This window comes from Streptomyces sp. UF-297 (assembly GCF_058245575.1).
The window spans coordinates 87,670-113,992 of sequence record NZ_JBSIBZ010000005.1 but is presented as its reverse complement, the minus strand read 5'-3'; the positions used below and the strand labels follow the sequence as shown (position 1 = coordinate 113,992).

The following is a 26,323-nucleotide window of genomic DNA, read 5'->3' as shown; positions in this document are numbered from 1 at the left end:
CCGGACCGGAGCGTGCGACCTGTAACCGATCAGGAGAGCCCGCCCGGAGGGCCATAAATCGCTTGCGGGCCTTGTGGGCAGGAAAGTAACGTGATGGCGCTCATGGAGCCGTGTGCTCCATTCATTGATGTCACGAGGTGATGACTTATCTCCCAGGTCTGATAGCCGCTAGTCGTGAGGCTTGACCCCCTGCCTTTCGCAGCAGTGCGCGGTCGCCTCAGCAGTGGCGTACCCATCGGCCTGGGCATCGTCGTACCCGTATCCTCCTGTCGCGCAGTGAGCGGGACGGGCATGCCCGGCCTGCCCTTTTCCCCCAATTCTGTACGCCAGAACAGGAACTGCGCCGTGTCCGCTGACACCGACACTTTCCCGCTCCGCTTCACCGCCGCTGAAAAGCGCACCGGCCGTCGCCGCACCATCACGCTGGTCGTCGTCCTCGTCGCCGAATTGATGAACGCCCTCGACGGCTCCGTCGTCGACACAGCCCTGCCCTCCATCCAGCACGACACCGGCGCCTCCACCTCCGCCGTGCAGTGGATCCACGCTGCCTATGCGCTGACCTTCGCCCTCGGGATGATCACCGGTGGCCGCCTCGGCGACCTGTACGGCCGCAAGCGGACCTTCCTGCTCGGCACCGGCGTGTTCACCGCGGCGTCGCTGCTCTGCGGCGTCGCCGGCACCCCGGCCCTGCTGATCGCTGCCCGTATCGTCCAAGGAGGTGCCGCAGCGGTCATGGTTCCTCAGGTCCTGTCGACGCTGCACGTCACCTTCGACGAGGGCTCCCGGGCCAAGGCGTTCAGCTTGTACGGCACCGTCATGTCGCTGGGCAGTGTCGCCGGACCGGTCCTGGGAGGCGTCGTCACCGGCGCCGATCTCTTCGGCCTCGGATGGCGCCCGATCTTTCTGATCAACCTGCCCATCGGCCTGGCGGCGCTGCTGCTCGGCCTGCGCCACCTCCCCGAGTCCCGGGACCGCGACGCACAGCGCCTGGACCTCGTGGGCGTGGTCCTCTCCGCCCTGGGTCTGTTGCTGATTGCCTTTCCGCTCACGGTCGGAGGCGAACACCACTGGCCCACCTGGAGTTTGGTCATGCCGGCCGCAGGCCTGGGGGTCCTGTTCGCCTTCGTACGCCAGCAGCGTTCCAGGACGGCGCGCGGCGGCGCCCCACTGGTCGTCATGGCACTGTTCAGGAACAGGGCCTTCAGCGCGGGCACGGCCGCACAGCTCGTCTTCGGGCTGCTGTCCGGCGTGTTCTTCCTGAGCTGGACCCTGTTCATGCAGAACGGCCTCGCCCTGACACCCGGCCAGGCAGCCCTGGGCTTCGTGGCGGCCTCGCTCGGTGAAATGGGCGGTGCCTGGCTGACGATGAGCCTGGCCACCCGTCAGGGGCGGCGTGCCCCGCAGGCCGGGGCGCTGCTGGCCGCTGCCACGCTGGGCGGCTACGCGTGGCTGATCGCAGACCGGGGCACCAGCCTGCCTCTGGCGCTGACCGTGGCGCCGATGCTGCTGGTCGGGCTCGGCCTCGGCATGATCGGCGCGGCGCTCGCCGACATGACCCTGAGCCGGGCCGACCGCGCCCACGCAGGCTCCGCATCGGGAATCTTCATTACCTCGACCCAGCTCGGTATCGCTCTCGGTACGGCACTGACCACCGTGGTCTTCTTCGCGTACGCCCCAGCAGGCAGCCGGGGAACCACTGTCATCACAGCGTTCACCGGAGCCGTCGGGTACGTCATAGGTGCCCTGCTGGCGATGTGGGCCCTGATGCTCCTGCTGCCCAAGCACGCCCGCACAGGCTGAACACCGGCCTGGACTCGGCGGCGCCCACCGCCAGCCGGGTTCAGGACCTGCCGCATGACACCCCGCTCTGCCGCTGGCACGCGGCCCCGGCTACCCGCCAGGACACCGCGCCCACCTGCCGACAGATCTTTCAAGACTTTCAAGGAAGAACAACCACCCATGATGCGAGTGCTGGTCGCCGACGGTCTGCGACTGCCACGCGAAGCGCTGTCCGCGGTTCTCTCCTCCGAGCCCGGCATGCGAGTGGTCTCGCAGGTATCGCGGGGCGACGAAGTGGTGCCGAGCGCGCTGCGTACCCGCCCGAACGTGGCACTGCTGGACGTCAACCTGCCCGGGCTGGACGGGATTTCGGCCGCAGCGCAGCTCAAAGCCGCCCTGCCCACGTGCCGCGTCGTCCTCGTGAGCGCTCTGGAACGCCCCGGCGCCCTCGGGGCTGCCCTGGCGGCAGGGGCGGAGGGGTTCGTGGGCAAAGCCATCTCCGTGAAAGAGCTTGCCGCCGCCGTCCGCAAGGTGGCCCGCGGCGAGCCGGTCCTGGATCCGCAGATCGTCGCCGACTCCCTGCGCGCCCCCGACAACCCGCTCGGCCAACGCGACATCACCATCCTCCGCCTGGCCGCGCAGGGGCACACCCCCGCCGAGATCGCCGCGTCCCTGCACCTCTCACCGGGAACGGTCCGCAACAACCTGGCCGCCATCAACCGCAAGGTCGGAACCCGCAACCGCATCGAGACGATACGCACGGCTTCCGCCCGCGGCTGGATCTGACGCCGCGCGACGGGGCCGGAGGCGTGGTGGCCCCGCCGACTTGCGCCGGTGCTGGGGGCGACTGGGGTGGGCCTAGCAGCGTGTGATCAGTGGTGGCTGTTCGTGTTGCGGGAGGTGTCATGGCACGGGAGGGTGATGACTGGAGGCAGTGAGATGCCGATCTTTGATTTCGATATCGGTCCCCTGGGAGGGGGCGGGGCCACGGGCAACTCTTGGTTCTCCGGCGTGGGCAGCGGGCCTCGCCGGCGCCTGGCACGGCTGAGGAAGGGCAAGACCGTACGGATCCGGAGCGCCTATCGGCTCCTGGCCGAGGACGCTCGCTTCACGGGCGGACGGCTCACCGTTACGGCGGACCGGATGCGATGGGTGCCCTACAAGCGAGACAGCCGAGAGCGGATGGCCAGGGACCTCAGTCCGGACACGGTCGCTCTGAACGGCGTGGACAGCATGCCCGAGTGCGAGCCATGGGAGCCGTGGGAGGTGTGGGAATCCTACGACGTCGCCGAATTCCGTTCCTCACAGGGGGACTTCGCCCTCGCCATGGATCCGCTGCTCTTGGATGAAGTGCTCCACAAGCTCCGGCTCTCCCGCCCGACCTCACGGCGCACCGCCGAAGGGGATTCCTGACCCGCCCCTGACGGGCTATGACGACAACCTCGACAGCGGAGGGGGCGGGCATCCCGACAACGAGTGCTGATCCTGGCTCTTGGCCGCGCTGCGCGAGAGGTGGCCGAGGTGCGCTCCCTCAGCGTTTCCGCTGAGGGAGCGCGGTTATGGCGTTCCGAAGATCCTGTCCAGCACGTCGGCTCCGTATCGGCGTGGTGGTCATCCGGGAGCAGATCCAGAGCGCCGGCCGTGCGTTCAGATGGTGGCAGTGCCGAACCACTTGGGCAGGTGGTTGAGGAGGTCCTGCTGGTCCTCGCCGGCCCATGCGATGTGGCCGTCCGGCCGCAGCAGTACCGCGGGTACGTCCAGTTCCTCGCTGACGTCGACGACGTGGTCGACCCGGTCGGCCCAGCCCTCCACCGAGAGCCGGCCGGTCTGGTCCAGGAGCAGGCCGCGGCCGTCGTGCATCAGCTCGTAGAGGCGGCCCTGCTTCAGCTTCACGTCCCGCAGTCGCTGGCCGAGCAGTTCGTGGCCCTCGCCGAAGTCGTAGCGGACCTCGACCGCGGTGATCATCCCGGTGACGTACCGGTTCACCTCCTCGAAGTCCATCAGCTTGGAGAACAGCTCGCGCAGCGCGGTCGCGCCCGCATCGGTTCCCAGCAGCGTGATCTGCGCGCGGGTGTTCTCCAGCACGCGGGCGCCCACCGGGTGCCGTTCGGTGTGGTAGGTGTCCAGGAGGCCCTCCGGGGCCCAGCCGTTGACCGCGGCGGCCAGCTTCCAGCCGAGGTTGAAGGCGTCCTGCACGCCGAGGTTGAGTCCCTGCCCGCCGGTCGGCGGGTGGATGTGCGCCGCGTCGCCGGCCAGCAGCACCCGGCCCACCCGGTAGCGCTCGGCCTGCCGGGTGGCATCGCCGAACCGGGACAGCCAGCGCGGCGAGTGCACGCCGAAGTCGGTGCCCGCGAAGGCCCGCAGCTGCTGCTTGAACTCTTCGAGGGTCGGCTCGGCCCTGCGGTCCTCGGCCACGCCGTCGGCGGGTACGACGATGCGGCACACCCCGTCCTCGGCGGGGGTGACGCCGAACCGCAGTTGGGTCTTGTGGACTTCGGCGACTGCGGCGGCGATCGTCGCCTGATCCTCGGTCACCTCCATCTCGCCCAGCAGCGTCTCGACCGTGGCGGGCTCGCCGGGGAAGTCGACGCCGAGGAGCTTGCGCACCGTGCTGCGGCCACCGTCGCAGCCGACGAGGTAGCGCGAGCGCAGCTGCGTGCCGTCCGCCAGCTCGACGCTCACCCCGTCCTCGTCCTGGCTCAGCCCGACCACTTCGCAGCCGCGCCGGATCTCGGTGCCGAGTTCGAGCGCACGCTCGTTGATCAGCCGCTCGGTGACCGGCTGCGGGGTGGCGACGCCGTACGGGTGCGCCGTGTCCAACCCGGCCGGCCACGGCTTCATGATGCCGCCGAAGAGGCCGCCGACCTGGAACTTGTCGTTGACCGCGAGGAACCGGTCCAGCAGACCGCGCTGGTCCATCATCTCGACGCTGCGCACGTGCAGGCCCTGGCCGCGGGACTGCTGGGTCGGCTCGGTCAGCTTCTCCAGCACGACCACGTGCACTCCAGCCAGCCGCAGCTCGCAGGCGAGCATCAAACCGGTCGGTCCGCCGCCGGCAACGATGACGTCGATCACTACAAATCTCATTTCCGCAGGTTCTGGCTTAGGCCGGTAATTCTGCGGTATGACCGGGGCCTTGCCGCAAGCCCCCTTCTAGGCTATAAATTGACAGTGGCAAGGAGCGAGCAACCTCCTTGCCTTTCTCTATTGTTGTCCGCTGCGGACGGACAGCCTCCTCGCGAAGCGACAACACGCCTTCTACGTAGGCACGTTGGCACTACGACGGTACGTCGGCCCAGGAGGCTCTCCCCCGAGTGCAGCCTCGCCCACCGACACGTGGGCGAACATGCCGGCCGGACGCGTACCGGCCGCCGACCTGCGCCCGACCTCCGATCCGAGGCCGGGACGGGGCCGGGGCCGGGGTCAGACCGGCACAGGGCGGATCACCATGGCTCTCCCACCGAAATGCAATCTGCACTCACATCGATGCACTTTGCCTTCGATGCAGGGCCAGTGCTGCGCCTTTCGAGCGTCCGGCATCCCTGTATTCGCTGGTCAGCGCGTTACCGACAGGGATCACGGCACGCAAACCCGTTACGTGGCTCGGCGCATATCTGGGAACCTTCAAAGGCGGTACAGATCATGGACCGCGCTGCGCGTGACCAGTGGAATTGCCTGGCGAAGCGCATGGCCAGTAGAGGAACAAGTGGCGACGAGATGTGTCGCAGTCAGGGAGATGGAATGTCCCGTCGATGTGATGTTTGCGGTAAGCAGCCGAGTTTCGGGAAGCGTGTCGCACGCGCCGGACTCCGTGCTCAGGTTCGGCATGTCAAGGGGCGGGCGAATCGCCGGTTCAATCCGAACATCCAGCCAGTGCGGGCAGTCAAAGACGGCACGCCCGTCCGAATGAAGGTGTGCACTTCGTGCATCAAAAAGGGCAAGGTGGAGCGCCGCGCCCCGGCGTGAACCTCGGGTATGGCTATGTGGCGCCGCCGCCCCGAGCGGGATGAGTTCCCCTGCCACGACTGCGGCCCACTGACTCGACTGCTGCATACGGATTTCACCGCTGCCGCCATTAATGCCGGGGATTACGGTCAGCGCAGCGAATATTGTTGAGCCGTTTACCGAACCGATCCGAGGGGTGACGTAACACTCCTCCCCCTCAAGAAGCCGGCCGTAGGACCGCTACGGCCGGCTTCACCCAAAGACTCCGGGCCGGAGCAGGCAAGGATCAGGGCGTCGGAAAATGAGTTTGCTCCGACTGGGGTCGGCTCTACTGTGATGGGATGCGAAGCGCGCCCGTGCTTTGTCCGTGTCGTGTTCCGAGGTGATGACGTATCTCCCAGGCCCTGTAGCCGCTCGTTGTGAGGCGCTCTTTCCGGCTGTCCGCTGAGGCGGTCTTCCGATGTATGCCTCGACGGTGGTGTCCCGATGGCCTGGGCTCTGTCATACCTTTTTCCGCTCCTGCGCGCAGTAGGCGTACGGGCATGCCCAGGCTTGCTCCCACTCCCCCTCCATACGAACAGGAACCGTTGTCTCCGTGTCTACCGACACCCATACCTCCGGCCTCCCGCGCTCCGGCGCAGGGCCCGGCCGGGCCCGCACCATCACCCTGGTCGTGGTGCTGATCGCGGAGCTGATGAACGCGCTGGACGGCTCGATCGTCTACACCGCGCTGCCGTCGATCCAGGCCGACACCGGGGCCTCCAGCTCCGCGGTGCAGTGGATCCCGGCCGCGTACACCCTCACCTTCGCCCTCGCGCTGATCACCGGCGGTCGCCTGGGCGACCTCTGCGGCCGTAAGCGGATCTTCCTCGTCGGCACGGGGGTGTTCACGCTCGCGTCGCTGCTGTGCGGCATTGCCACCGGCCCGGAACCGCTGATCGCCGCACGGGCTGTTCAAGGCGCCGCCGCGGCGGCGATGGTGCCGCAGGTCCTGGCCACGATCCACGTCACCTTCGACGGGGAATCGCGCGCCAAGGCGTTCGGCCTGTACGGAATGATCATGTCGCTCGGCGGTGTCCTCGGCCCCGTCCTGGGCGCGGCCCTGACCAGTGCCGACCTCTTCGGTCTCGACTGGCGGCCGATCTTCCTGATCAACCTGCCGGTCGGCCTGGCCACCGTGCTGCTCGGTCTGCGGTGCATTCCGGAGTCCCGTGACCGGCATGCCCGGCGCCTGGACCCGCTGGGCATGGTCCTCTCCAGCGCGGGACTGCTGCTCATCGCCTATCCGCTCACCGTCGGCGGCGAACGGCACTGGCCGGCCTGGAGCTTCGCCATGCTGGCCGCAGGGGCCGCCGTGCTGGCCCTCTTCGTGGCCCAGCAGAAGGCGAAGACCGCCAAGGACGGCTCGGCGCTGGTGGCGCTTTCCCTGTTCAGGGGCCAGGCGTTCACCGGCGGGCTGGCCGCTCAGCTGGTCTTCGGCCTGGTATCCGGCGTGTTCCTTCTGACCTGGACGCTGTTCATGCAGGAGGGGCTGGGCTTTTCTCCCGCCCAGTTCGCTCCGGGGTCGATCGCCGTCTCGATCGGCGGTATGGCCGGTGCCATGCTGGCCTCGAAGGTGACGGTGCGTCAGGCCCGGCGCGTACCGCAGGGCGGTGCCGTACTGGTGGCGGTCACCCTGGTCGGCTATCACCTGCTGATCACGGCGCAGGGCACAGGTGTGCCGTACGCGGCCGCCATTGCCCCGATGATCCTCCTCGGGGCCGGGTTCGGCATGATCGGCTCCGGGCTCGCCGGGCTGACGCTCAGCCAGGTCGGGCACGAGGACGCGGGGTCCGCGTCCGGGCTGTTCAACACCGCGATGCAGCTCGGCACCGCCCTGGGCATTGCGCTGGCCTCCGTGGTGTTCTTCGCCCACGCCCCCGCGGGCGCCCACGGCACCGACGTGACCAGCGCCTTCGCCGGCACCATCTGGTACGTCACCGCAGCCCTGGCGCTGATGTGGGGCCTGATGTTCCTGCTCCCGCGCAGGCCACGCGGCTGACCGGCCGGCGTTCCCGCTGGCATCCTCAGGGACCCGCAGGGGGACGCCGGGCATCAGCAGCACAATGCCCGCCCATGCGCCGGGTACGAGGGTGACGCGGGCGGCGGAGGATCCCGTCGGGCAGGGGATCTGTGCCATCCGTCCGATCCGCAACGCGATCGCGGGGGCGAATCCGCGGCCTGCTCGGGCCCTTTCGCCGCCATTCCTGCCCGAGCGCTGCCGCCCCTCCGCCGACGCGAGGAGCAGGCGCCGTTCTCCCGCCTCGCGGGCAGGCGGCGTCGGCGAGGTCGAGCGATGCGCGGTGGAGGCAGAGGGAGCTCCGGCCACACGAGCTCCGCGCCGCGTAACGCCCCCGCCGACTGAGGCGGCATCTCGCGGCGGTCAGACCCCATGGAATTCCTCATCCGTACCGGCAAACGGCCGCCGTGCCGCCCGTATCGTCACCGACGCCGCACGACTCCCGGACCGCGTGAAGAATCCCGGCCCGCGCGGGCACCGCCCAGCCCCGCCACGCCCCTCCGGCCGACTACGTCAACACATGGTGCGCCGGAGCCCGTCGCACTGGCCGGATACCTACCCTGCCGCGCGTGACCCCGCCCATCCTGCACCTCACGTCCCTCAACCGCTGTGTGAACGAGGTAGACCTGGGGCGGCAGACCGGTGGTGCGGTGCGGCCACCGCCGTGCACGAGCAGGAGGGAGCGCCATGGCCGAAGGTGACGGTGGCGATTTCGGTATCGATGGCGTTGCGGGGCGTGGGGCACGGCTGTGGTTCTCGGTTCTGGGGTCGGTGCGGGCCTGGCGGGGCGTGGAACCCGTGGACATCGGTCAGCCGCAGCAGCGCGCCCTGCTGGCCGTCCTGCTGCTGCGCGGCGGCCGGACCACGACCGCGCCGGAGCTGGTCGACGCCCTGTGGGGCGAGAGCCCGCCGAGGAGCGCGCTGGCCACCCTGCGGACGTACGCCTCCCGGCTGCGCAAGGCCTTCGGGCCGGACGCGGACCTGCTGGTGAGCGAGTCCGGCGGCTATGCGCTGCGCCTCGGCGCGGACGAGCTCGACCTCGACCGTGCCGAGTGGCTGGCCGCCGAGGCCGAGCGGGCCCGCGAGAGCGGAGATCTGGCCCGCTCCCGCGCACTGCTGTGCCGGGCGGTACGGCTGTGGCGCGGCGAGCCATTGCACTCGGCGCCGGGGCCGTACTGCCAGGCCCAGCGCGTACGGCTGGAGGAGCGGCGCCTGGCCCTGCTGGAGGCCCGTATCCAGCTCGATCTCGAACTCGGCCGTGCCCCTGAGGTGGTCACGGAGCTGACCGCGCTGACCGCGGCGCACCCCTTGCTGGAACGGCTGCGGGAACTGCTGATGCTGGCGCTGTTCCGGTGCGGGCGGCGGACCGAGGCGCTGGCCGTCTACGCCGATGCGCGCCGGCTGCTGGCCGACGAGCTGGGCCTCACCCCCCGCCCCGAACTCTGCGAGCTGCACCGGCGCATCCTGCGCGCCGATACCGCGCCGGCCGTGCCCGACGACGGGTGGACCGGACACCCGGACAGCGATCCGGCGTTCATCAAACCGGCCCAACTGCCTGCCTCGGTAGCCGACTTCACCGGCCGTGCAGCGCTGGCCGAGCAGCTGGGCGAGGGGCTCGCGCCGGCGCCGGGGCGAGCCGCCACGGTCGCGGCGGTCGTGGGAGTCGGCGGGGTGGGCAAGACCACCCTGGCCGTGCATGTCGCGCATGCCGTACGGCAGCACTTCCCCGACGGGCAGCTGTTCGTGGACCTGCAGGGCGCCGGGCCCTCCCCCGCCGACCCCGAGGCCGTCCTCGGCACTTTTCTGCGTGCGCTGGGCATACCGGATCCAGACGTTCCGGAGGGGATGGCGGAGCGGAGTGCGCTCTACCGTTCCACTCTCGGCGGCCGCCGGGTGCTCGTCCTGTTGGACAACGCCCGTGACACCGCACAGGTCGGTCCCCTGATACCGGCGTCGGACGGCTCTACGGCCGTGATCACCAGCCGCGCCCGCCTGAGCGATCTGGCGGGCGCCCAGGTGGTGAATCTGGACGCGCTCAGCCCTCAGGAGGCGCTGGACTTCTTCACCCGCGTCGTGGGCGAGGAGCGGGTCGATGCCGCACGCGATGCCGCGCTGGAGGTGGTGACGGCATGCGGTTTTCTGCCGCTGGCGCTGCGTATCGCCGCCTCCCGGCTGGCCGCCCGCCGCGCCTGGAGCGTCATCGATCTGGCCCGCAGGCTCGCTGACGAACGGCGCAGGCTGGACGAGCTGACGGTGGGCGACCTGGCGGTCTCGGCCACGTTCGAGCTGGGCTACGGTCAGCTCGACGCCCAACAGGCCCGCGCATTCCGTCTGTTGGGCCTGGCCGACGGACCGGACATCTCGCTGCCGGCCGCCGCGGCCGTACTCGGCCTGGACCGCGCGACGGCCGGGAAGCTCCTGGGGACCGTGGTGGACACCTCGCTGCTGGAGTCACCCGTACCGGGCCGCTACCGCTACCACGACCTGCTGCACCTCTACGCGCGCGCCCGCGCCGAACGCGACGAGGAACCGGCCGAGCGGGACGCGGCGATGTCGCGCCTGCTGGACTTCTATCTGGCGACGGCGGCCCGGGCGTACGCGAGCGAGCAGCCCGGCGACACCGTGACCGAGCACCTCGCCGCCACCCGGGAACCCGGACTGGCCTTCACCGACCAGAGTGCCGCGCTGGACTGGCTGTTCACCGAGGCCGCCAACCTGCTGGCCTGCGCCCGCGCGGCGGCCGACGCACCGGCGGACGGCACCGCCCTGCGCCGCGCGGCCGACCTGCTGCTGGTCTCCAGGGAACTGGCCGAATCGGGCGCGGACGCGCGGCAGTTCGAGCAGGTCACCGCCCATCTGCCGGCCGCCTCCCAGGAGTCGGGAGAGACCCGTGCCGAGGGGCGACTGCGCCTGATCGTGGCCCGTGCTCACCTCATGGCGGGACGGTTCGCCGAAGCGGCCCCGCTCATCCGGGCCGCCCTCACTCTGGCCCGGCGACTGCGCCACGCGGACCCGGTCCTGTACGCCCAGGCGCTCGACGCCAGCGGCCTGCTCGCCGGTATGCAACGCCGGTACGAGGAGGCCGAGACGTACATGCACCAGGCGCGGGAGGCCTACCGGCACTACGGCAACCGCAGCGGGGAAGCCGATGCCATGGGCAGCCTGTCGCGCGCCTTCATGGAGACCGGACGCGTCGCGGAGGCCAGGGACATGGCCGAGCGCGCGCTGGCCATCTACCAGGAAGCCGGCGGAGGGCTGCGGACGGCCAACGGGATGTACCAACTCGGCCTGGCCCTCGCCCGCTCCGGCCGCCCCTACGACGCGCTGACGCAGCTGGGCCGGGCGGCAGGCATCTTCCACGAGCGCCGGCAACGCCTGTGGGAGGCAGGGGCGTACTGCCGGATGGCGGACATCCACCTCGCCGAACGCCGGCCGGACCGGGCCGCGACACTCGGCGAACAGGCCCTCGCCGCGCTGCGCGGGACCACCGGCGGCGAGTGGCGCCGCGGCAACGCGCTCACCGTACTCGGCCACGCGCTCCATCACATGGGGCACTCGGGCCGCGCCCGCGCCTGCCTTCAGGACGCGCTCACGATCTTCGAGCGGTTGGACTCGCCCGAAACCGGTGACGTACGGCGGCTGCTGGATGACGTGGCGATCCGGCCGGACGAAACGTGAGAGCGCATCCGGGGGCGCGGGCGCAGGCCGTGTGAGGTCTACCAGGGCACGGTGCCGTCGCGGTCGAAGAAGGTGCCGGTCGGACCGTCGGGCTCGATGAGGGCGGCGCGGACGATCGGCTCGGCGCCTTCGGCGACGGTCTGGGTGCCGGCGAACCCGTTCAGGTCGGTGGCGGTGAAGCCCGGTTCGACCACGTTGATCCGCAGGTCGGGGTAGACCTTGGCGTACTGCACCGTCAGCATCGACACCGCTGCCTTGGCCGCGGTGTAGGCCGGGGACGGCACGTGAAACTCCATCCGCTCCGGATCGGTGACCCGGGCGAAGGACCCCAGGCCGCTGCCCACGTTCACCACAACACCCCGCCCGCGCTTGAGCAGCGGCACGAAGGCGTGCATCGTCCGCACGATGCCGGTCACGTTCGTGTCCAGTACCTGCGCCATGTCCGGGCCGGTCAGCTCGTCGTCCGAGGGGCCGGCGATCCCGGCGTTGTTCACCAGCACGTCCAGCCGGCCGCTCACCGCCTCCACCTCCTTCGCGGCAGCGGCCACGGAGGCGTCGTCGGTGATGTCGATGACCAGCGGCCTCGCCCCCAGTTCCGCGGCGGCCCGCTCGGCCTTCTCCCGGCTCCGGGCCCCCACCCACACCGTATGTCCGGCGGCCACCAGTTGCCGGGCCGTCTCGTACCCGAGCCCCTTGTTCGCCCCCGTGACCAACGTCGTCGTGCTCATGCGCGTATCCGTCCTCGAACCGTGGGCCACCCCAGCGGCGGCCCCGACCAGCGCGGCCCCGCCGCCCGCGAACGGGAATGACCATCCGCGAACGGAAGGGGCGTGCTCACCGGCCACGTTAGCCACGATTGCGGACAGATAGCGTCCTGGACCGCGGCGCCTCGCGCGATCACCAGGGCGCGGAATTCCGGGTGAGCGTGGGCTCTGTCGTGTGCCGCGCCCGTCGGCACGTCGCCGGCGCCCGCGGGTGGGTGCCGCGCGAGCCCGGCGAGCGCATCTGGCCGCAGCACCGTGACCAGCGGGCCCACCGCCGTTGCCGTGGCGGCACCGGCGGCAGGCCCGCGTCGCGCGGTCAGGCCCCGTGGACCACCCGGCCGTCGAAAACGGTCATCGCCACCGGCAGTGCGGTGATCTCGTCCGCGGGCGTGGTGCGCAGGTTGCCGCCGAGTACGCACAGGTCGGCCGCTTTTCCGACGTTCACCGAGCCCTTCCAGGTCTCGGCGAAGTCCTGCCAGGCGCCGGCGGTGGTGTAGGCGGCCAGTGCCTGCTCCAGGGTCAGGCGCTGGTCCGTGCCGTGCACCTCGCCGCAGGCGCCGCGCCGGGTCATCAGGGCCTGTACGCCCGCGCGCCAGTTCGGCTCGTTGACCGGGGCGTCCGAGCTGCCGAGGAAGGGCACGCCGGCGTCCAGCGCCGTGCGCCAGGGCACGAACGCGTCGCCCTCCGGTCCCTGTGCCGCACGGTGGACCGCGTTCGCCCAGCTCTGCGCCTGGGGCGCGAAGCCGATCCGGTGCTGGGCCATCGTGGGCAGGTAGTTCGTGGGGACGAACGGGGCGTGCATCGCGATGTGCCGGGCATCTGCCCGCGGGTGGCGGCGCGACGCGGCGACGAACGCGTCCACGACGGTGGACACCCACCGGTAGCAGTGCACTCCCACCTGGTAGCCGGCGGCGTGTGCGATGCGGATCATCTCGGCGAGTTCGGCGGCCCGCTCCTCGTTCGTGTTGCCGGCGACCAGCAGATCACCGCCGCTGTCGGAGAACAGCTTGACCCCGCGCACCGCGAAGCGCCGGGGGTCGACTCCGGCCGGCGGCGTGAATGCGCGCAACGCCGCATCGACCGCGGCGGCGGATCCGCCGGACTGGGAGCAGGGCAGGAACAGCGTGCTCACCCGCGCGTGCAGGGCTCCGGTCCGCGCCAGCTCCGCATAGGCCTCAAGGGTCTGTGTCCCTTGCGTTCCACCGCCGAGTCCCTCGCCGCCGGGGCCCAGGCCCGGGTCGGTGAAGCTGGTGATGCCCTGTGCGTGCAGACGGGAGACCGCGTCCTGGATCGCCTCCTCGCGCTGCTTCCGGGGCCAGGACGGGAGCAGCAGCTGAACGAGCGCCTGCGCTCCGTACCGCAGCACGCCGGTGGGGCGCCCGTTCTGGTCGTACTCGACCCCGGGCTGCTTGGGGTCGTTCGGCCCGACGTCGGTGATTTTGGCGAGCTGGAGGGCGCGGGAGTTGACCGCGCTGACGTGGTAGCCGCTGTCCTGGAGGAACACCGGGTGGTCCGGCGACACCCGGTCCAGGTCGTCCCGGGTGGGCCCCCGTTGCTCGGCCAGCCGGCTCGGGTTCCACCCGGCGCCCCGGATCCACTCCCCCGCCGGGGTGCGTCCGGCCTCGGCGGCCACCGCGGCTGCGATGTCGGCGATGGACTTCACCGCGGCCGGACCGAGATCCAGCGCGTACGGCGGGAGGTTCAGCCGGTACACCGCGGCGTGGAGGTGCGTGTCGTTGATGCCGGGGATCAGGCTCCGGCCACGCAGGTCCACCACCTCGGTGCCGGATCCGGTGAACGCCCGGGCGCCGGCGTCCTCACCCACGTACACGATCCTGCCCGCCCGGACCGCCACGGCCGACGCTCTCGGCCGCTTCGGATCCATCGTGATCACATCGCCGTTGCGGAACACCAGGTCGGCCTTGCCCGATTCGGCGGCGACAGCCGGCCGCGCACCGGCGAACAGCGAAGCGGCCGCAGCGGCTCCTAACAGCCGTCCGGCATCCCGCCGGGAGATCGCCGACGCAGGGCGCTTGTCAGATGCAGACATATGGAAAGTCTCCCGTTCACGATGTATCGCCGAGTGATCAAAAAATGGCTGCCAAATGAACGGAGGATCCGCTGACAACGGCAGTTACGTCAAGTGCCGTGGCGGGCGGCCGAGTCGGGTGTGGCGGCCACGGCGGCGCGGACGAGGCCGTCGGCCGCGCGGACCGGGAAGTGCGCGCCCGCGGCGCAGAGCGTGCGGCCGTCCTGAGCGAAGGCCAGCGCGAGCGTCTTGCCGCCTGGGGTGGGCAGTGGCGCGCCCAGGAGGCGGTTGGAGGGCACGTCCCACAGTTGGAACGTGCCCTGCTCGCCTGGCTACGGCCAGAGTCTGGCTGTCGGGCGAGAAGGTGAGCGCTGTCGCGGGCGGCCGTCAGGAGGTCGGGACGGAGTCCCCGGCCGTCTCGGTCTTTCCTTCCCGCTGCGGCGGGATGTCGCCGGACGGGGCGGCCCGGCGGCGGTTGCGCAGCATGGTGAGTGCGAGGGTCGCGCTGATCACGGTGATGGCGGCGCAGGCGATGCCGATCGTGTTGAGCCCGCCGGCATAGGCGCACCGCCCAGGTGGCGAAGGCGTCGGGCTGGCTCGGCGGCTTCCGGCTGCTGCTCGGCGGCAGCGCCGACCCCGTCAGCGAATACCGCGGCGTACTGCGGCCCTACGAGGAGATCGACGACCCGCTGGGCAGGGCCCGGGCACAGTGGTTCGTGGCATCCAACCTGTACGGCATCGGTGACCCGGCGCCGAGCCGACGGCTGATCGAGTCCGCGCTCACCACGTTCCGGTCGCTCGGCGACCGGTGGGGCACGGCCGCGGCACTCGCCGGCCAGTCGTTCCACGCGCAGCTGCGCGGGGACTTCGCTGCGCTGCGGCGCCACGGCGAGCGCAGCCTGGAGCTGTTCCGGGAGCTGGGCGACCAGTGGGGGCAGCTGCGGGCGATGGTGCCGCTGCAGGTGCTGGCCGAGGTGACGGGCGACTACGAACAGGCCGGGCGGCTGCGCCGCGAGGGGCTGCGCATGGCCGAGGACCTGGAGCTGTGGCCGGAGGTGTCCTTCCAGCTCTCGGGCCTGGGCCGGGTCGCCCTGCTCCGCCGGGACTATCCGCGGGCCCGGGAGTTCCACGAGCGGGCCAGGCGGCTGGCGGCCGCGCAGTCGGACCGGTTCGGGGAGCAGTACGCCGAGACCGGGCTCGGCATGGGCGCCCGTCGGGAGGGCGACCTGACCACCGCCGAGGCCCACCTGCACAACGTGCTGGAAGTGCACCGGCAGATGGGGTACGAGCCGAAGGTGCCCTCGCTGATCCTGGCGGAACTCGGCTTCATCGCCGAGCTGCGGGGCGAGACGGCGACGGCCCTGAAGCTGCAGCTGGAGGGCCTGTCCGCGGCGCGTGGCACCGGGGCGCTGCCGCTGGCGCTGGGGCTGGAAGGACTGGCGGGCGCGCGGGCGCTGGCCGGCCAGGCCGAGCACGCCGCGCGGCTGCTGGGCGCCGCGGCGGCGGCCCGGCGCTCGGTCGGTGCACCGCTGCCACCGGGCGAGCGGGACGACGTCGCCCGGATCGAGGCGCGGGCCCGAAGCGTCCTGGACGACGCCCGGTTCGACGCCGCGTACGAGCGGGGCGCAGCGCTGAGCGTGAACGCCCTCCTGGAGGACCCGTCCGTGACCGACGGCGCCTGAGCCGCGCCGCCCGGGACGACCATTCCGGTTCGACGAACCGTCTCCCGATTTCTCCACGACGCGGACCCGGCTGCGATGTCCGCCGCGCAGGCCCCACCGGAGCAGGTGCGCTACCCGACCTCTACGGCACGGGTGGTGTCCGCCGTCCAGGCGACGGTCGACGGTCGACGCGAAGAAGAGACTCACTGTGCGCAGCCGCGGACACGGTGACGGGGACTTCGTGCGCCACTCCGACGTCGACGAGCGGAAGGTTGCGCCGGTAGAAGCGCCGGTAGGCCCGTACGGTAGGGCCGTCCGTGGCTGACCAGAGGCCCTTGGTCACCGGGCGCATCCAGCGCAGGATGTCGAAATCGGCGTGCTGATTGCGCCTGACCAGGCGCCACAGGAAGGCCGCCCGCAAGCGGTTGACCGGCCAGAGAAGCCAGTCGGGGCGGAACTTGCGGACGACCAGGCCCCATGTCGCGATGGTGACGCCGGGCCGTACGGGGCTCACGGCGGCGATGAAGGCCGTCCGAGGCGGTGTGCCGGACGGTTGCGGGCCCGGCTGTGGAGTCGCGACCGCCGTGGTCGGGGTCGCCATCGAGATCAGGGTGTACGGGCGAAAGTGGTGGATACGGGTGTCGCCCGCGTCGGCGGGCTGGATGAGGAGTCCACGACTCGAGCCGACGGGCCTGCTCACGGCCAAGGCAGGGACGTAGGCGTCGGGGCAGGAACCCCCGGTGCCGTCGCCCACGCTTCCACTCCCATCGTGTGAATGCCGCCTCGGCGCAGCGCCTCACGCACTTGCGCCACGCTCACATGGAATCCGGGAGGGCAGTAACGGCGGCCGATGGGCAGCTGTTCGCAGGCACTGGTGGGGGTGCCGCTCCAGCCACGGATGACCACGGCGACGAACTCCCTGTGCGACGCCGGGCGCGGCAGCACCCATGTGATCTTCCAATGGCCGTCGGCGAGCAGTTCCGCCTCCGGGGAGACCCGCCAGGTCCGCCCGGACGGTGTCGCGTCCGAGCGTCCGGCCGACGCCTGGCCCGGGGCTTCGATGATGACGTGGATACGGGCGTCCTCGGCCAGGTTGCTCGCGGTGCCGATGAACACGTAGGTCTTCGCCGGCGGCGTGGCAGGCGCTTCGGTCAATGAGGACATGCTCACGGACGCCGAAGCGGCAACCTTCGCCGGACTCGGCTCCGGCTCGAGCGTGGCCGCCCCTTGCCCAGTCCCAGTCTTGGCTTGTTCAGTGCCTCCGACGGTTCCGGCGTACCTGATCCAGGCGGCCACGACGGTCGCCACGACGGTCGCCACGGCTGCGACCCCTGCCGCGATAACCGTCTGCCAGCGATACGCAGCCCAGCGCCTTCGGCCGCTCGCGCCCGGCTCGGAAGTACGACGACCCGGTGGCCCAGGTTCGGGGTCCCCATTGCCCGATCGTGTCGCTTCCACCATGACCTCACCCCGTCCCCCGGCCTCACAACGTCATGGTGCCCGAGCCCATCACCGCAGCGCAGGGAAACCCCGCGCCTACGGTCCGGGAAATGTCACCCAACTTCCTTGCCTGCAGGCGACGTTGCACCCGACGCCATCCCCAATGCGGCCACCCCCACCTCGCCCCGACGTTCACCGAGCGCAACAGATCAGTGATCGTGGTCGGCGAGGCTTTCGGATATCGGCAGCGGCAGGAACTTCGTCCTCGGCCACGGAGGCGTGTCCGGCTCCTGTCTCCAGGTCAGATGGACCTGGGCGAAACGAGCCGTATCTCCTTCCACGCCGAACAGCACTTCGTCGCATCCTTCACAGCGAGCCAGAGCAGTGACGCGCGTTCCGAACAGCGGATGCCCCTCCCCCACCTCGACATGCAACTGCGCTTCCAGCGCCGCCCTGTTCTTCGCAGCGGAGATCGAAGTCCAGGGCTCCGGCAAGGTCTGCGTCTCGTCGTTGAAAAGGAAGTCATAGCTGGATTCCATGTCCATCAGCATGACTCACCACCCGTACACGGCCGGGTTCGGGCATTGAAGTCACGATCCGCAGCCGACCGGCTCACGCTGTCCTCCGCTGAGAGGTGTCGGCTTATGCGGCTCGGTGGGCGCGGTGGCAGATAGTGCAGGTCATGTGGCGGGCCGGGGCCGGTGACGTGGTACGTCCCAGGCCCGCCGCGCGGCGCACCTCGCGCTGGAGGGTGATGGTGTGCTGGTGGCACAGCACCGCGCCGCACTCCTGGCAGATCGCCGTCGCGGCCGTGTCATGGCCGAGTGCGGCGCAGTCGAAGCAGCGCATCAGGCACCGGCCGAGGGCAGCGGCGCGCTCTGTCGCAGGAGCTTGGGGAACTCGCGGAACAGCTGGGGGTTCTCCGACCAGTCGCGTACACCCACGAGGGCGCCGTCGACGACGGGCGCGTCGTCGACGAAGGTGCCGCCGCCCAGTTCGACCTCTGTGGCGACACCGGGGAAGGTGGTCGTCGTACGCCCCTTGAGGACGCCGAGCGGGGCCAGGGCGATCGCGGCGTGGCAGGTGTGGGCCACGGGCTTGCCGTGGGCGAAGAGTGCTTGACGATGCGCTGGAAGTCGGGGTCGTGGCGCAGGTATTCGGGCGCACGGCCGCCGGGCACGAACAGCCCCGCGTAGTCGTCGGGGTCGACGTCGGCGAAGGCGAGGTCGGCGGGCCAGGACTTGCCGGGGAACTCGGTGTACGTGCCCTCGTAGGTGCCGTCGAAGTCGTGCGAGACGAGCTTGAGCTTCTTCACCTTCGGGGCGGCGATGGTGACCTGGTAGCCCTCTTCGGTCAGACGCTGGAGTCCCTAGAACAGCTCCAGGTCCTCGGTGGCGTCACCGGCGACGATGAGGATCTTCGGGGCGGACATGGGTGCCTTCCTTCGCTGGCTGGGAGTGCCGGGCGGTGGGATCGGGAGTTCGGCGGGGAGGGTGGGGGGGGAAGGGTGGGGGTGCGACGGTGCCGGGGATGCGCACGCGTCTGAGCCGGGTACGCATCCAGGGCCGGGTCAGACGCCCGGGACACCGCAGGAGACCGAGGAGTCTGCCGCTGCGGCAGGCATCCCCGCACGGACCTTCCCCGTACTCGACCTCAAGGCGCTCAGGCAGCCAAGGCCCCCATGCTCCCCTTGGCGCTTCCAAATATCGTCACGAATTCCCTAGGCTTCGGTCCGCTTCTCCAGGCGGCTGCCGCGGGGCAGGGTGACGGACATGATGTCGCTGGGAGCGTCGAGTTCGATGCGGTGCCATCGCCCGCGCGGCACGACAGTGGCGGTTCCGGGGGCCAGTTCGACCTCCTCTCCCCCGCCTCCCGGCTGTTCCGGACGGAAGATGAGGCGCATTCCGCCGGTGAGGCACGAGACGAGTTCGTCCGCGCCTGGGTGGACTTCCCAGTGGTCGGCATGGACGTCGGCGCCCGTCTCCACGTGGAAGGTCATCAGCTGCCAGCCGTCCCGCTCGGTATCGAACCGTGGCTGTTCGGCGCGTACCTGGCCACTCGGGTCGAGGTGAACGAAGGACGCGAAGAGGTCGATCGGGGTCACCGTCATGCCGGGTCTTCCTTCTTAGGGTGTCGCTTCAACTGGTGCGAGGGGGTGTGCAGTTGACCGCCAGAAGTCAGCTCACTGAGCCAGGGCTCGGCGCAGTACGGCCGCGAGTTCGGCGATCTGCCGCTGCGACACCTCGGCCGACAGGATCGCCTGCGACCCGTGGAACGTGCCGGGCCACTGGTGCAGTTCGACCGACACACCCGCCTGCATCAGGCGCACCGCGTAGTCGATGTCCTCGTCGCGGTTCGGGCACAGCTCCGCGGTGGCGATGTAGGCGGGCGGAAGACCGGACAGGTCGGTGGCCCGCGCCGGTGCGGCGTACGGTGTGGCGGCCGTGGAGCCCAGGTAGTGGCGCCACGCCGCGGTGACCTTGTCGCGATTCATCCAGGGCGTATCGGTGAAGTTCCGTTGCGACCACGTCTGTTGCCGGTCGTCGAGCCCGGGCTGATTGAGCAGCTGGAAGCGGATGGGCGGCCCCTGCTGGTCACGTGCCCGCAGCGCCACCCCGGCCGCGATCCCTCCGCCGGCGCTGTGACCGCCCACCGCGATGCGCTCCGGGTCGATGCCGAGTTCAGCCGCGTGCTCGGCCGTCCAGGCCAGCACGGTGTAGGCATCGTCCATGGCGGCCGGGAAGCGGTTCTCAGGGGCCAGGCGGTAGCCCACGGAGATCACCACCGCGCCGGAGGCGTCCGCGACCCGGGCGGCCCACGGGTGCTCGGTGTCCAGGTCGCCCATGACCCAACCGCCGCCGTGCAGCCAGACGATGGCGCCCTCTGCTCGGTGCGGGCGGTAGATCCGTACCGCCACGTCCGGATCGCCGGGCACCGTCCGGTCCTCGACCTCCATTCCTTCGATGTCCGGTGCCGGCACGGAGGCGGCCAGAGCGGCGAAGTTCTTGCGCTCGACGACCGGGTCCGTCAGATCGGCCCGGGGGAACAAGGGGATGAATGCTTCCAGTTCAGGGTCCATGCCGACCATCCTTGCCGCCGTCGGCCGCCGGGTTCATCCGCCATCCGTCGCGCATCTCGCCCCGACCGCACACCACTTGGCGCTTATCCTCCTGCCATGGAGGCACTGGCCGCACGGCTGTCACAACTGGATGCGCAGGTCGAAGGCGCGATACGCGTCGTCATGTTCTACGACACACTGATGCGCCGGCGGGTGGATCTCCCCGCGCTCGCCCGGGCCTCGGCGGGCCTGGCCGAGTGCGTGACCGGGATCCGGCTGCACGGCACGGGACGCGCGATCCGCGTCTCACCCGACGGCAGGGAGACATCCGCCCCGCCGCCACCCGCCTCCACCACAACGCCGATCACACTCGACGAAGAGGAAATCGGCACCGTGTGGCTGGAACGCCAGGACGCCCCCGGTCCGCTCGACGAACTGCTCCTCGACCGGCTCGCCATCGCTGCCGCGGCAGTCCTCGAGCGGTACGGTCCGGCCCGCACCACGATGGCAGACCCCGCCTTGGTCGAGCTCGCCATCAGCTCCGACACCGACGAGGCATCCCGGGTCCGGGCCCTGCGGCTCCTGGGTTTCGCCGCCGACCTGCCACTGCGCGTCATCGCCGTACGCTCACGGCTCCCGCTCGACCGGATCAGCGCCCTCATCTGCCCGGACCGCCCCGCCAAAGCGGCACCGCTCGCCGACGTCGGCGTCATCCTGGCCACCACCGTCGACCCGTCCCGCATCCCGCCGGACGTACGCGCAGGCATCGGCGCCGCCCAGAGCCCCGACCGATCCTGGCAACAGGCCCGCACCGCGCTCCGCTTCACTACCCCACGCCAACCAGTTGTCCATCACGCCGACTTGGGAGCCCTGACCCTGCTCGCCCACATCCCCCAGGGCGCCGTACGCGACAACCCCGACGTGGCCGCGATCGCCCAACTCGCCGGCACCCCGGATGACCTGGAAACGCTCGACGCCTACTGCACCACCGGCTCGCTGCGCCGGGCCGCCGACCTCCTCCACCTGCACCACAGCAGCGTCGCCCGCCGCCTCGAACAGATCGGCAAAACCCTGGACATCGACCTCACCACACCCACCGGGCTGCTACGAGCCAGGCTCGCGCTCACCACATGGCGACTCCTCAACGGCTGAACTGCCGAACCGCGCACCGACGGCCAGCGGCCATTTGTCGACCGCCTCATCTTCAACGGCAGCATCATCGAGCCCTACGACAGCGCAACGATGAGCCGGAACAGATCATGGCCGGGGCTCTTCGCCTACGGAGGCCTCGAACCGAGTGTTTCTCCCGATGGCGCAAGGGCTCTCTCATCTGCGTCCGGGCTTGGCACGGCGTCGTTGAACTCCCCGACGATTGCCAGGGAGTGGGCGCCTTCTCCGTAGGGCGCGGGCACACGGGCGTGGTCACCGCCATGGACAAGGCCGGCCGTCTTTGGCAGACCTAGCCGCACAGGCCGACTCCCGGAGCCCATGCCCGTGGCGGCTGCTCAGGCCGGCGGGCCGGACGTCGCACGGCCCACGCTGGAGGCGACCAGGTGCAGACTCGCGAGGAACGGCTGCCGACTACTGCCCCGTCTCCACGCATTGCCCCATAGGTCCCACAAGAGGTGTGCAGGATGCATGGGTACCTCACGAAGGACAGGGAATCTGCTGGGCGCGGCCTCCCTGGCGCTGAGCGACCTGTTGGTCTCCGGAGCCACGGAAGCCGCGCGTACCAGTCGCAGCGGAGCTGCGGCGCTGGTCGTCCTCGCCCACTCTCCCGGTTTGAGCGTGACGGAGCTGGGCCGCAGGACGGGACTGAGCCAGTCCGCAGCAACCCGGATGGCCGAAGGGCTGGAGCGGCAGGGGCTGATGCGCCGCGAGTCGTCGTGGGCGAACTGGGTCGGCCTGCATCTCACGGAGCGCGGCGAGCATGCCGTGCGGGGCCTACTCCTCTCGCGCGGAGACGTACTGGCCAAGGCACTGGACGGTCTGAGCCACACCGAACAGGAGCAACTTACCCTGCTGCTGGGCACGTTGCTGACCGGCCTGTGCCAGGAACCCGGCGACGCGGAGCGGCTGTGCCGACTGTGCGACCGGATGGCCTGCCTGGCCGATGAGGCGGTGTGCCCAGTGGGCCAAGCCGACCGCCTCCTGCGCGCGGCCGAAGCGGCCGACGGCGGCACGGGAAGCCCATGGGAGCGCAAAGTTGCCGGGCGGTGCGAGGGCGGTACGGCGAAGCCGCACCGAGACGGCGCCGCGAGCAGCGGCAGGGGGTAAACGCAAAGGGAGTTGAGAGTGTCGGCCAATGCGCTCGCGCTCATCTCGGCGCTGTGTTTCGGGATGGCGCACTTCTTCAACGGCCTGCTCTCGCGGCGCGTCTCCAGTACGGCAGTGGCGCTGATCGGGCAGGTGGGCGGCACCGTCCTGGCCCTGGCGCCCTGGTACGAGGCTCCGGATCTTGCGCTGCCCGCCCTGGGGTGGGGCGCGCTGTCCGGGCTCGGCACCGGCATCGGGGTGGCCGCGCTCTACCGCGGGATGTCTCACGGGCGCTTCAGCGTCGTCGTACCGCTCAGCGACGTTGCCGCGGTGGCCCTGCCCGTGCTCGTCGGCGTCGCGCTCCGGGGAGACCGGCCCGGCGCACTGGCCTGGTGCGGCATCGCCGCATCGTTGCCGGCGCTGTGGCTCGTCTCCCGCTCCCGCAGTGCCGATGCGAGCAGCGGCAGCGGCGCGGCGACAGCTTCCGGGGCCTGGGACGGGCTCATCGCGGGCCTGGGCTTCGCGCTCCAGTTCATCGCCCTGGCACAGGCCGATCCCGGCGCGGGACTGTGGCCGCTGGTGGCCAGCCGTATCGCCTCGGTCATCGCCGTCCTGCCGCTGATCGGCTTCCGTCCCTCCCGGCTGCGCATGCCCGCCCGGCTGGCCTGGATGACAGCAGGCGCCGGCTCCCTGGGCACCTTGGCCATCGTCCTCTACACCCTCGCCACACGTGAACAACTGCTCTCACTGGCGGTCGTGCGCACCGCCCTCTACCCGGCCATCCCCGTTCTCCTGGGCCTGACCGTCCTCCGTGAACGCCTCACCGCATTGCAGGCGTTGGGCCTGATCTGCGCAGCCGCCGTCATCGCCCTCATCTCGCTGCAATAGCCGCGCACGCCTCAGATACGTCGCTCCGGATGAACGCACCCGTAGCCACGGGGTTCACCGGCGGGAGCCGGGAGCGGGCAGTGGCGCGCCACCGTAGCTTTCGGCCTCGTAGAGGCGGGTGCTCCACATCCCGTCGTTGCGGCCCACGCGCTCCGACGGGCCCAAGCCGCATTCCGACACGCTGTGGTCTCTTCCCTGATCCGATGGCAGCTTGGCGCCAGCCTCCGCCTTGCCCACCGGAGAGCCGCAGACGAGCGTCCCCCGGCTGGTCCGCCCGGGGCCCTCGTCCGCGATCCAGGGACAGAGGTGGAGCTGGCGCCGTCACCACAGCGGGTCACCGCTCCGGACCGGCCTTTCCGTCAGCGAGTCTCGTCGGGGCGGTGGAACTCGTGGACTACCCGAATCTCGCCGACGATGTGGGCGTTGAACTCGTCGAGTTCCTCGGCAGGTACCCACAGCTCAAGGATCGTTCGGCCGCCGGCCTGCTGGACGGGGTATCGGCTCAGGAATTCCGACTCGACGTCGAAGCGGGTGACAAAGCCGGCGCCGTCGTGCTTGACGTTCCAGTCTCTTGCGATCTTGATGGCGTAGTCCTCGTTGAGGACCGGGTAGAAGATCGGCTGCTCGGGCAGCCGGGGCGGCCAGGCGCGCCAATTCAGATTGCGGACCAGGTCCAGTTCCTTGGGGCCGGTGGGGCGCCACAGGGGCGTCGTTTGCCGGCCGGTCATCGGAATCGCTCTCTGGACGGGGCAACCGCAGGCGCGGTCAGCCGGGAGGCGAGAGCGTACGTGCAGTTCAGGCAGAACAGCCACGGGTTTTCCCGCCCTGCCCGTACGCCGGTCATGTGAGACTGCTGAGCATTCGAGACCGCTGGTCATTCGAAGCCGCTGATCATTTGAGGCCGCTGAGCATGACGCCCTGGACGTAGTACTTCTGCAGGAGGAGGAAGAGGAGGAGTACGGGCAGGGTGCTCAGGACCAGGCCGGCCATCATGATGGGGACCATGCGTTCGGGGTCCAGGAAGCCCTGGAGTGTTTGGATTCCGACCGGGAGGGTGGCCAGGTCGGGGTTTGCGGTGGAGATGAGCAAGGCCCAGATGTATTCGTTCCAGGCACTGACGAAGGTGAGCAGGGCGAGTGTGACCAGGGCCGGTTTTGTCTGCGGCAGGACGATGCGCCACCACAGGGCGAATTCGCCGGCGCCGTCCAGCCGGGCCGCTTCCAGGATTTCGTCGGGGACGGTGATGACGAACTGGCGCATCAGGAAGATGCCGAAGCCGGAGACCAGGAAGGGCATGACCAGGGCGGTGATGCTCACGGTCAGGCCGGCTCCGCCGCGGCCGAGCAGATCGTTGCCTCCGGACAGTGGCCAGTGGACCAGGATCAGGAAGTGCGGGATGAAGAAGATGAAGGGCGGGAACATCATCGTCGCCAGGACGAGCCGGAAGAGTACGTCGCGGCCGGGGAAGCGGAGCTTGGCCAGGGCGTAGCCCGCCAGGGATGAGGTGAGGAGGGTGGAGAGGGTGATCGCGGCGGTGGCGATGACGCTGTTGCGGAAGAGCAGGGGCAGGTCCAGCTGCTGGTAGGCGGCGCGGTAGTTGGACAGGTCGAAGGCTTCGGGGAGGAATCGGTAGGGCAGTTTCCCGTATTCGCCCACGCCTTTGAACGAGGTCGCCACCATGTCGAGGAAGGGGGTGATCATGACTGCGGCACCGGTGACGACGACCAGGTACGAGAACCACGGGAAGCGGCGCCGTCGCACGCTGCTGCCCCCGCCGTGCCGTACACCACGGGCTGTTCCTCGTGCGCTCATGCGTCCTCTCCTTTGCGCCGGAAAACCCAGAGCTGGATCAGAGTGATGACCAGGATGATGGCGAAGAGGACGAAGGCGGCAGCGCTGGCGGTGCCCCAGTCGCCGTATTTGAAGGCCTGTTGATACATCTCCAGAGCGGCCACGTTCGTGGCGTCCCCCGGACCGCCCTCCCCCGTCATCACGGTGATGAGCGCGAACGACTGGAGCCCGTTGATGAATTGGGTGATGCAGACGAAGAGGAGGGAGGGGCGGAGCAGCGGGACGGTGATCCGCCGGAAGACGGTCAGCGGTCCGGCTCCGTCGAGTTCGGCGGCCTCGTAATAGACGGAGGGGATGGACTTGAGTCCGGCGGTCAGGATGAGGATGGCTGTTCCCACCGATGCCCAGGCCTGCACCACCACGACCGCGGGGAGCGCGGTTGCGGGCTTTTGGAGGAAGGCCACGGAGTGCAGGCCGAGGCCGTTGAGCACTCCGTTGACGAGTCCGCCGGGCTGGTACATGTACTTCCATACGTTGCCGACGGCGACGACCGTGGTGACGATCGGCAGGAAATACAGGGTGCGCCACAGTCCCCGGAAGCGCAGATTGTCGATGCAGGTGGCGACGACCAGGGCGCCGGCCAGCGCTATGGCGACGGTGCCGAGCGCGAACAGCAGCGTATTGGTCAGGATGGGCGTCAGGAATGTCGAGCCGCGCGCGAAGAGATCGGTGAAGTTGTCCAGGCCGACCGGCCGGATGCCGGTGAGGTTGAATCCCGTCCACCGGGAAAGGGACAGCAGCAGTGCGAAGAGCAGCGGCAGGATGAGGAAGACCGCGAAGAACAGCAGTGTGGGGGCCATGAACAGGTAGGCGGCGACGGTCTGTCGACGGCGGAGCCGGGGCGGTGCACCGCGTGGGGCCATGGGAATCCTGCTCTCGAAGCGGAGTGTCGCAACGTCACGAAGAGCGCGCCGC

General features: G+C 70.2%; 24 protein-coding genes and 1 pseudogene. 10 read left to right on the top strand and 15 right to left on the bottom strand.

The window, feature by feature from the left end:
- Positions 1 to 345: 345 nt before the first annotated feature.
- The 3 genes from AC4IJH_RS05225 (at position 346) to AC4IJH_RS05215 (ending at position 3,192) form a co-directional block, all read left to right on the top strand.
- Positions 346 to 1,800, top strand: coding sequence for an MFS transporter (locus AC4IJH_RS05225; RefSeq protein ID WP_490850309.1), 1,455 nt, complete (start codon positions 346 to 348; stop codon positions 1,798 to 1,800).
- A 159-nt stretch (positions 1,801 to 1,959) separates the two neighbouring features.
- Positions 1,960 to 2,565, top strand: coding sequence for a response regulator (locus AC4IJH_RS05220; RefSeq protein ID WP_490850308.1), 606 nt, complete (start codon positions 1,960 to 1,962; stop codon positions 2,563 to 2,565).
- Positions 2,566 to 2,718: 153 nt separating this feature from the next.
- Positions 2,719 to 3,192, top strand: a complete 474-nt coding sequence (locus tag AC4IJH_RS05215; RefSeq protein WP_490850307.1) for a hypothetical protein — start codon at positions 2,719 to 2,721, stop codon at positions 3,190 to 3,192.
- 234 nt (positions 3,193 to 3,426) lie between these two features.
- Here AC4IJH_RS05215 and rox read toward each other — a convergent pair whose 3' ends face one another.
- Complete coding sequence (gene rox, locus AC4IJH_RS05210) at positions 3,427 to 4,854, bottom strand: rifampin monooxygenase (RefSeq protein WP_490850384.1); 1,428 nt, start codon at positions 4,852 to 4,854, stop codon at positions 3,427 to 3,429.
- Between the two features lie 390 nt (positions 4,855 to 5,244).
- Here rox and rpmB point away from each other — a divergent pair, with 390 nt between their 5' ends.
- From rpmB to AC4IJH_RS05195, 3 genes are all read left to right on the top strand, one after another.
- Entirely contained in the window at positions 5,245 to 5,745 is a 501-nt protein-coding gene (gene rpmB / locus AC4IJH_RS05205; RefSeq protein WP_490850306.1) for a 50S ribosomal protein L28, read from the top strand.
- Positions 5,746 to 6,319: 574 nt separating this feature from the next.
- The gene (locus tag AC4IJH_RS05200; RefSeq protein WP_490850305.1) at positions 6,320 to 7,765 is read left to right on the top strand and encodes an MFS transporter; all 1,446 of its coding nucleotides are present in this window, start codon (positions 6,320 to 6,322) and stop codon (positions 7,763 to 7,765) included.
- Positions 7,766 to 8,470: 705 nt separating this feature from the next.
- Positions 8,471 to 11,461 carry an AfsR/SARP family transcriptional regulator gene (locus AC4IJH_RS05195; RefSeq protein WP_490850304.1) on the top strand — a complete coding sequence of 997 codons (2,991 nt, stop codon included), beginning with the start codon at positions 8,471 to 8,473 and terminating at the stop codon, positions 11,459 to 11,461.
- A 38-nt stretch (positions 11,462 to 11,499) separates the two neighbouring features.
- Here the strand turns inward: AC4IJH_RS05195 and AC4IJH_RS05190 are convergent, their stop codons facing one another.
- From AC4IJH_RS05190 to AC4IJH_RS05175, 4 genes are all read right to left on the bottom strand, one after another.
- Positions 11,500 to 12,189: an SDR family NAD(P)-dependent oxidoreductase gene (locus AC4IJH_RS05190; RefSeq protein ID WP_490850303.1), complete on the bottom strand. Its 690-nt coding sequence runs from the start codon at positions 12,187 to 12,189 to the stop codon at positions 11,500 to 11,502.
- A 352-nt stretch (positions 12,190 to 12,541) separates the two neighbouring features.
- Positions 12,542 to 14,275 (bottom strand): amidohydrolase, encoded by a 1,734-nt coding sequence (locus AC4IJH_RS05185; RefSeq protein WP_490850302.1) that lies wholly within the window; start codon positions 14,273 to 14,275, stop codon positions 12,542 to 12,544.
- 89 nt (positions 14,276 to 14,364) lie between these two features.
- Positions 14,365 to 14,553, bottom strand: coding sequence for a hypothetical protein (locus AC4IJH_RS05180; protein ID WP_490850301.1), 189 nt, complete (start codon positions 14,551 to 14,553; stop codon positions 14,365 to 14,367).
- A gap of 88 nt (positions 14,554 to 14,641) precedes the next feature.
- Positions 14,642 to 14,767 carry a hypothetical protein gene (locus tag AC4IJH_RS05175; RefSeq protein WP_490850300.1) on the bottom strand — a complete coding sequence of 42 codons (126 nt, stop codon included), beginning with the start codon at positions 14,765 to 14,767 and terminating at the stop codon, positions 14,642 to 14,644.
- Positions 14,768 to 14,829: 62 nt separating this feature from the next.
- Between AC4IJH_RS05175 and AC4IJH_RS05170 the strand changes: the two genes are divergently transcribed.
- Positions 14,830 to 15,936 (top strand): hypothetical protein, encoded by a 1,107-nt coding sequence (locus AC4IJH_RS05170; protein ID WP_490850299.1) that lies wholly within the window; start codon positions 14,830 to 14,832, stop codon positions 15,934 to 15,936.
- A gap of 121 nt (positions 15,937 to 16,057) precedes the next feature.
- Here AC4IJH_RS05170 and AC4IJH_RS05165 read toward each other — a convergent pair whose 3' ends face one another.
- From AC4IJH_RS05165 to AC4IJH_RS05135, 7 genes and pseudogenes are all read right to left on the bottom strand, one after another.
- The gene (locus AC4IJH_RS05165) at positions 16,058 to 16,621 is read right to left on the bottom strand and encodes a hypothetical protein (protein ID WP_490850298.1); all 564 of its coding nucleotides are present in this window, start codon (positions 16,619 to 16,621) and stop codon (positions 16,058 to 16,060) included.
- Positions 16,612 to 17,070: a hypothetical protein gene (locus tag AC4IJH_RS05160; RefSeq protein ID WP_490850297.1), complete on the bottom strand. Its 459-nt coding sequence runs from the start codon at positions 17,068 to 17,070 to the stop codon at positions 16,612 to 16,614. The genes AC4IJH_RS05165 and AC4IJH_RS05160 overlap by 10 nt, the downstream gene beginning before the upstream one ends.
- A 494-nt stretch (positions 17,071 to 17,564) precedes the next feature.
- Positions 17,565 to 17,894: a hypothetical protein gene (locus AC4IJH_RS05155; RefSeq protein ID WP_490850296.1), complete on the bottom strand. Its 330-nt coding sequence runs from the start codon at positions 17,892 to 17,894 to the stop codon at positions 17,565 to 17,567.
- A gap of 103 nt (positions 17,895 to 17,997) precedes the next feature.
- Complete coding sequence (locus AC4IJH_RS05150) at positions 17,998 to 18,204, bottom strand: DUF2180 family protein (RefSeq protein ID WP_490850295.1); 207 nt, start codon at positions 18,202 to 18,204, stop codon at positions 17,998 to 18,000.
- Positions 18,204 to 18,787, bottom strand: a pseudogene (locus AC4IJH_RS05145) (DJ-1/PfpI family protein). Before AC4IJH_RS05145 ends, AC4IJH_RS05150 begins: the two are co-directional and overlap by 1 nt.
- A gap of 288 nt (positions 18,788 to 19,075) precedes the next feature.
- A complete protein-coding gene (locus AC4IJH_RS05140) occupies positions 19,076 to 19,465 on the bottom strand; it encodes a cupin domain-containing protein (protein WP_490850294.1) in 390 nt (129 codons plus the stop codon).
- 72 nt (positions 19,466 to 19,537) lie between these two features.
- Positions 19,538 to 20,434: an alpha/beta hydrolase gene (locus tag AC4IJH_RS05135; RefSeq protein WP_490850293.1), complete on the bottom strand. Its 897-nt coding sequence runs from the start codon at positions 20,432 to 20,434 to the stop codon at positions 19,538 to 19,540.
- A 96-nt stretch (positions 20,435 to 20,530) separates the two neighbouring features.
- On the opposite strand from AC4IJH_RS05135, the gene AC4IJH_RS05130 reads away from it, so the two are divergent.
- The 3 genes from AC4IJH_RS05130 (at position 20,531) to AC4IJH_RS05120 (ending at position 23,557) form a co-directional block, all read left to right on the top strand.
- Complete coding sequence (locus tag AC4IJH_RS05130) at positions 20,531 to 21,565, top strand: helix-turn-helix domain-containing protein (RefSeq protein ID WP_490850292.1); 1,035 nt, start codon at positions 20,531 to 20,533, stop codon at positions 21,563 to 21,565.
- Between the two features lie 486 nt (positions 21,566 to 22,051).
- Positions 22,052 to 22,690 carry a MarR family winged helix-turn-helix transcriptional regulator gene (locus AC4IJH_RS05125; RefSeq protein ID WP_490850291.1) on the top strand — a complete coding sequence of 213 codons (639 nt, stop codon included), beginning with the start codon at positions 22,052 to 22,054 and terminating at the stop codon, positions 22,688 to 22,690.
- 18 nt (positions 22,691 to 22,708) lie between these two features.
- Entirely contained in the window at positions 22,709 to 23,557 is an 849-nt protein-coding gene (locus AC4IJH_RS05120; RefSeq protein ID WP_490850290.1) for an EamA family transporter, read from the top strand.
- A gap of 359 nt (positions 23,558 to 23,916) precedes the next feature.
- On the opposite strand, the gene AC4IJH_RS05115 is transcribed toward AC4IJH_RS05120, so the two are convergent.
- The 3 genes from AC4IJH_RS05115 to AC4IJH_RS05105 all read right to left on the bottom strand — a co-directional run bounded on the left by AC4IJH_RS05115 (position 23,917) and on the right by AC4IJH_RS05105 (position 26,271).
- A complete protein-coding gene (locus AC4IJH_RS05115) occupies positions 23,917 to 24,285 on the bottom strand; it encodes a hypothetical protein (RefSeq protein WP_490850289.1) in 369 nt (122 codons plus the stop codon).
- A 163-nt stretch (positions 24,286 to 24,448) separates the two neighbouring features.
- Complete coding sequence (locus tag AC4IJH_RS05110; protein ID WP_490850288.1) at positions 24,449 to 25,369, bottom strand: carbohydrate ABC transporter permease; 921 nt, start codon at positions 25,367 to 25,369, stop codon at positions 24,449 to 24,451.
- Positions 25,366 to 26,271 carry a carbohydrate ABC transporter permease gene (locus AC4IJH_RS05105; RefSeq protein ID WP_490850287.1) on the bottom strand — a complete coding sequence of 302 codons (906 nt, stop codon included), beginning with the start codon at positions 26,269 to 26,271 and terminating at the stop codon, positions 25,366 to 25,368. Before AC4IJH_RS05105 ends, AC4IJH_RS05110 begins: the two co-directional genes overlap by 4 nt.
- Positions 26,272 to 26,323: the final 52 nt, after the last annotated feature.

Bases quoted from the DNA above. Each gene is read 5' to 3' on its own strand.
- AC4IJH_RS05140 (WP_490850294.1), bottom strand. From the start codon at position 19,465: ATGACGGTGACCCCGATCGACCTCTTCGCGTCCTTCGTTCACCTCGAC.
- rpmB (WP_490850306.1), top strand. From the start codon at position 5,245: ATGCAATCTGCACTCACATCGATGCACTTTGCCTTCGATGCAGGGCCA.
- AC4IJH_RS05105 (WP_490850287.1), bottom strand. From the start codon at position 26,271: ATGGCCCCACGCGGTGCACCGCCCCGGCTCCGCCGTCGACAGACCGTC.
- AC4IJH_RS05215 (WP_490850307.1), top strand. From the start codon at position 2,719: ATGCCGATCTTTGATTTCGATATCGGTCCCCTGGGAGGGGGCGGGGCC.
- AC4IJH_RS05115 (WP_490850289.1), bottom strand. From the start codon at position 24,285: ATGACCGGCCGGCAAACGACGCCCCTGTGGCGCCCCACCGGCCCCAAG.
- AC4IJH_RS05130 (WP_490850292.1), top strand. From the start codon at position 20,531: ATGGAGGCACTGGCCGCACGGCTGTCACAACTGGATGCGCAGGTCGAA.
- AC4IJH_RS05155 (WP_490850296.1), bottom strand. From the start codon at position 17,894: ATGGAATCCAGCTATGACTTCCTTTTCAACGACGAGACGCAGACCTTG.
- AC4IJH_RS05185 (WP_490850302.1), bottom strand. From the start codon at position 14,275: ATGTCTGCATCTGACAAGCGCCCTGCGTCGGCGATCTCCCGGCGGGAT.
- AC4IJH_RS05135 (WP_490850293.1), bottom strand. From the start codon at position 20,434: ATGGACCCTGAACTGGAAGCATTCATCCCCTTGTTCCCCCGGGCCGAT.
- AC4IJH_RS05220 (WP_490850308.1), top strand. From the start codon at position 1,960: ATGATGCGAGTGCTGGTCGCCGACGGTCTGCGACTGCCACGCGAAGCG.
- AC4IJH_RS05125 (WP_490850291.1), top strand. From the start codon at position 22,052: ATGGGTACCTCACGAAGGACAGGGAATCTGCTGGGCGCGGCCTCCCTG.
- AC4IJH_RS05150 (WP_490850295.1), bottom strand. From the start codon at position 18,204: ATGCGCTGCTTCGACTGCGCCGCACTCGGCCATGACACGGCCGCGACG.
- AC4IJH_RS05110 (WP_490850288.1), bottom strand. From the start codon at position 25,369: ATGAGCGCACGAGGAACAGCCCGTGGTGTACGGCACGGCGGGGGCAGC.
- AC4IJH_RS05190 (WP_490850303.1), bottom strand. From the start codon at position 12,189: ATGAGCACGACGACGTTGGTCACGGGGGCGAACAAGGGGCTCGGGTAC.
- AC4IJH_RS05195 (WP_490850304.1), top strand. From the start codon at position 8,471: ATGGCCGAAGGTGACGGTGGCGATTTCGGTATCGATGGCGTTGCGGGG.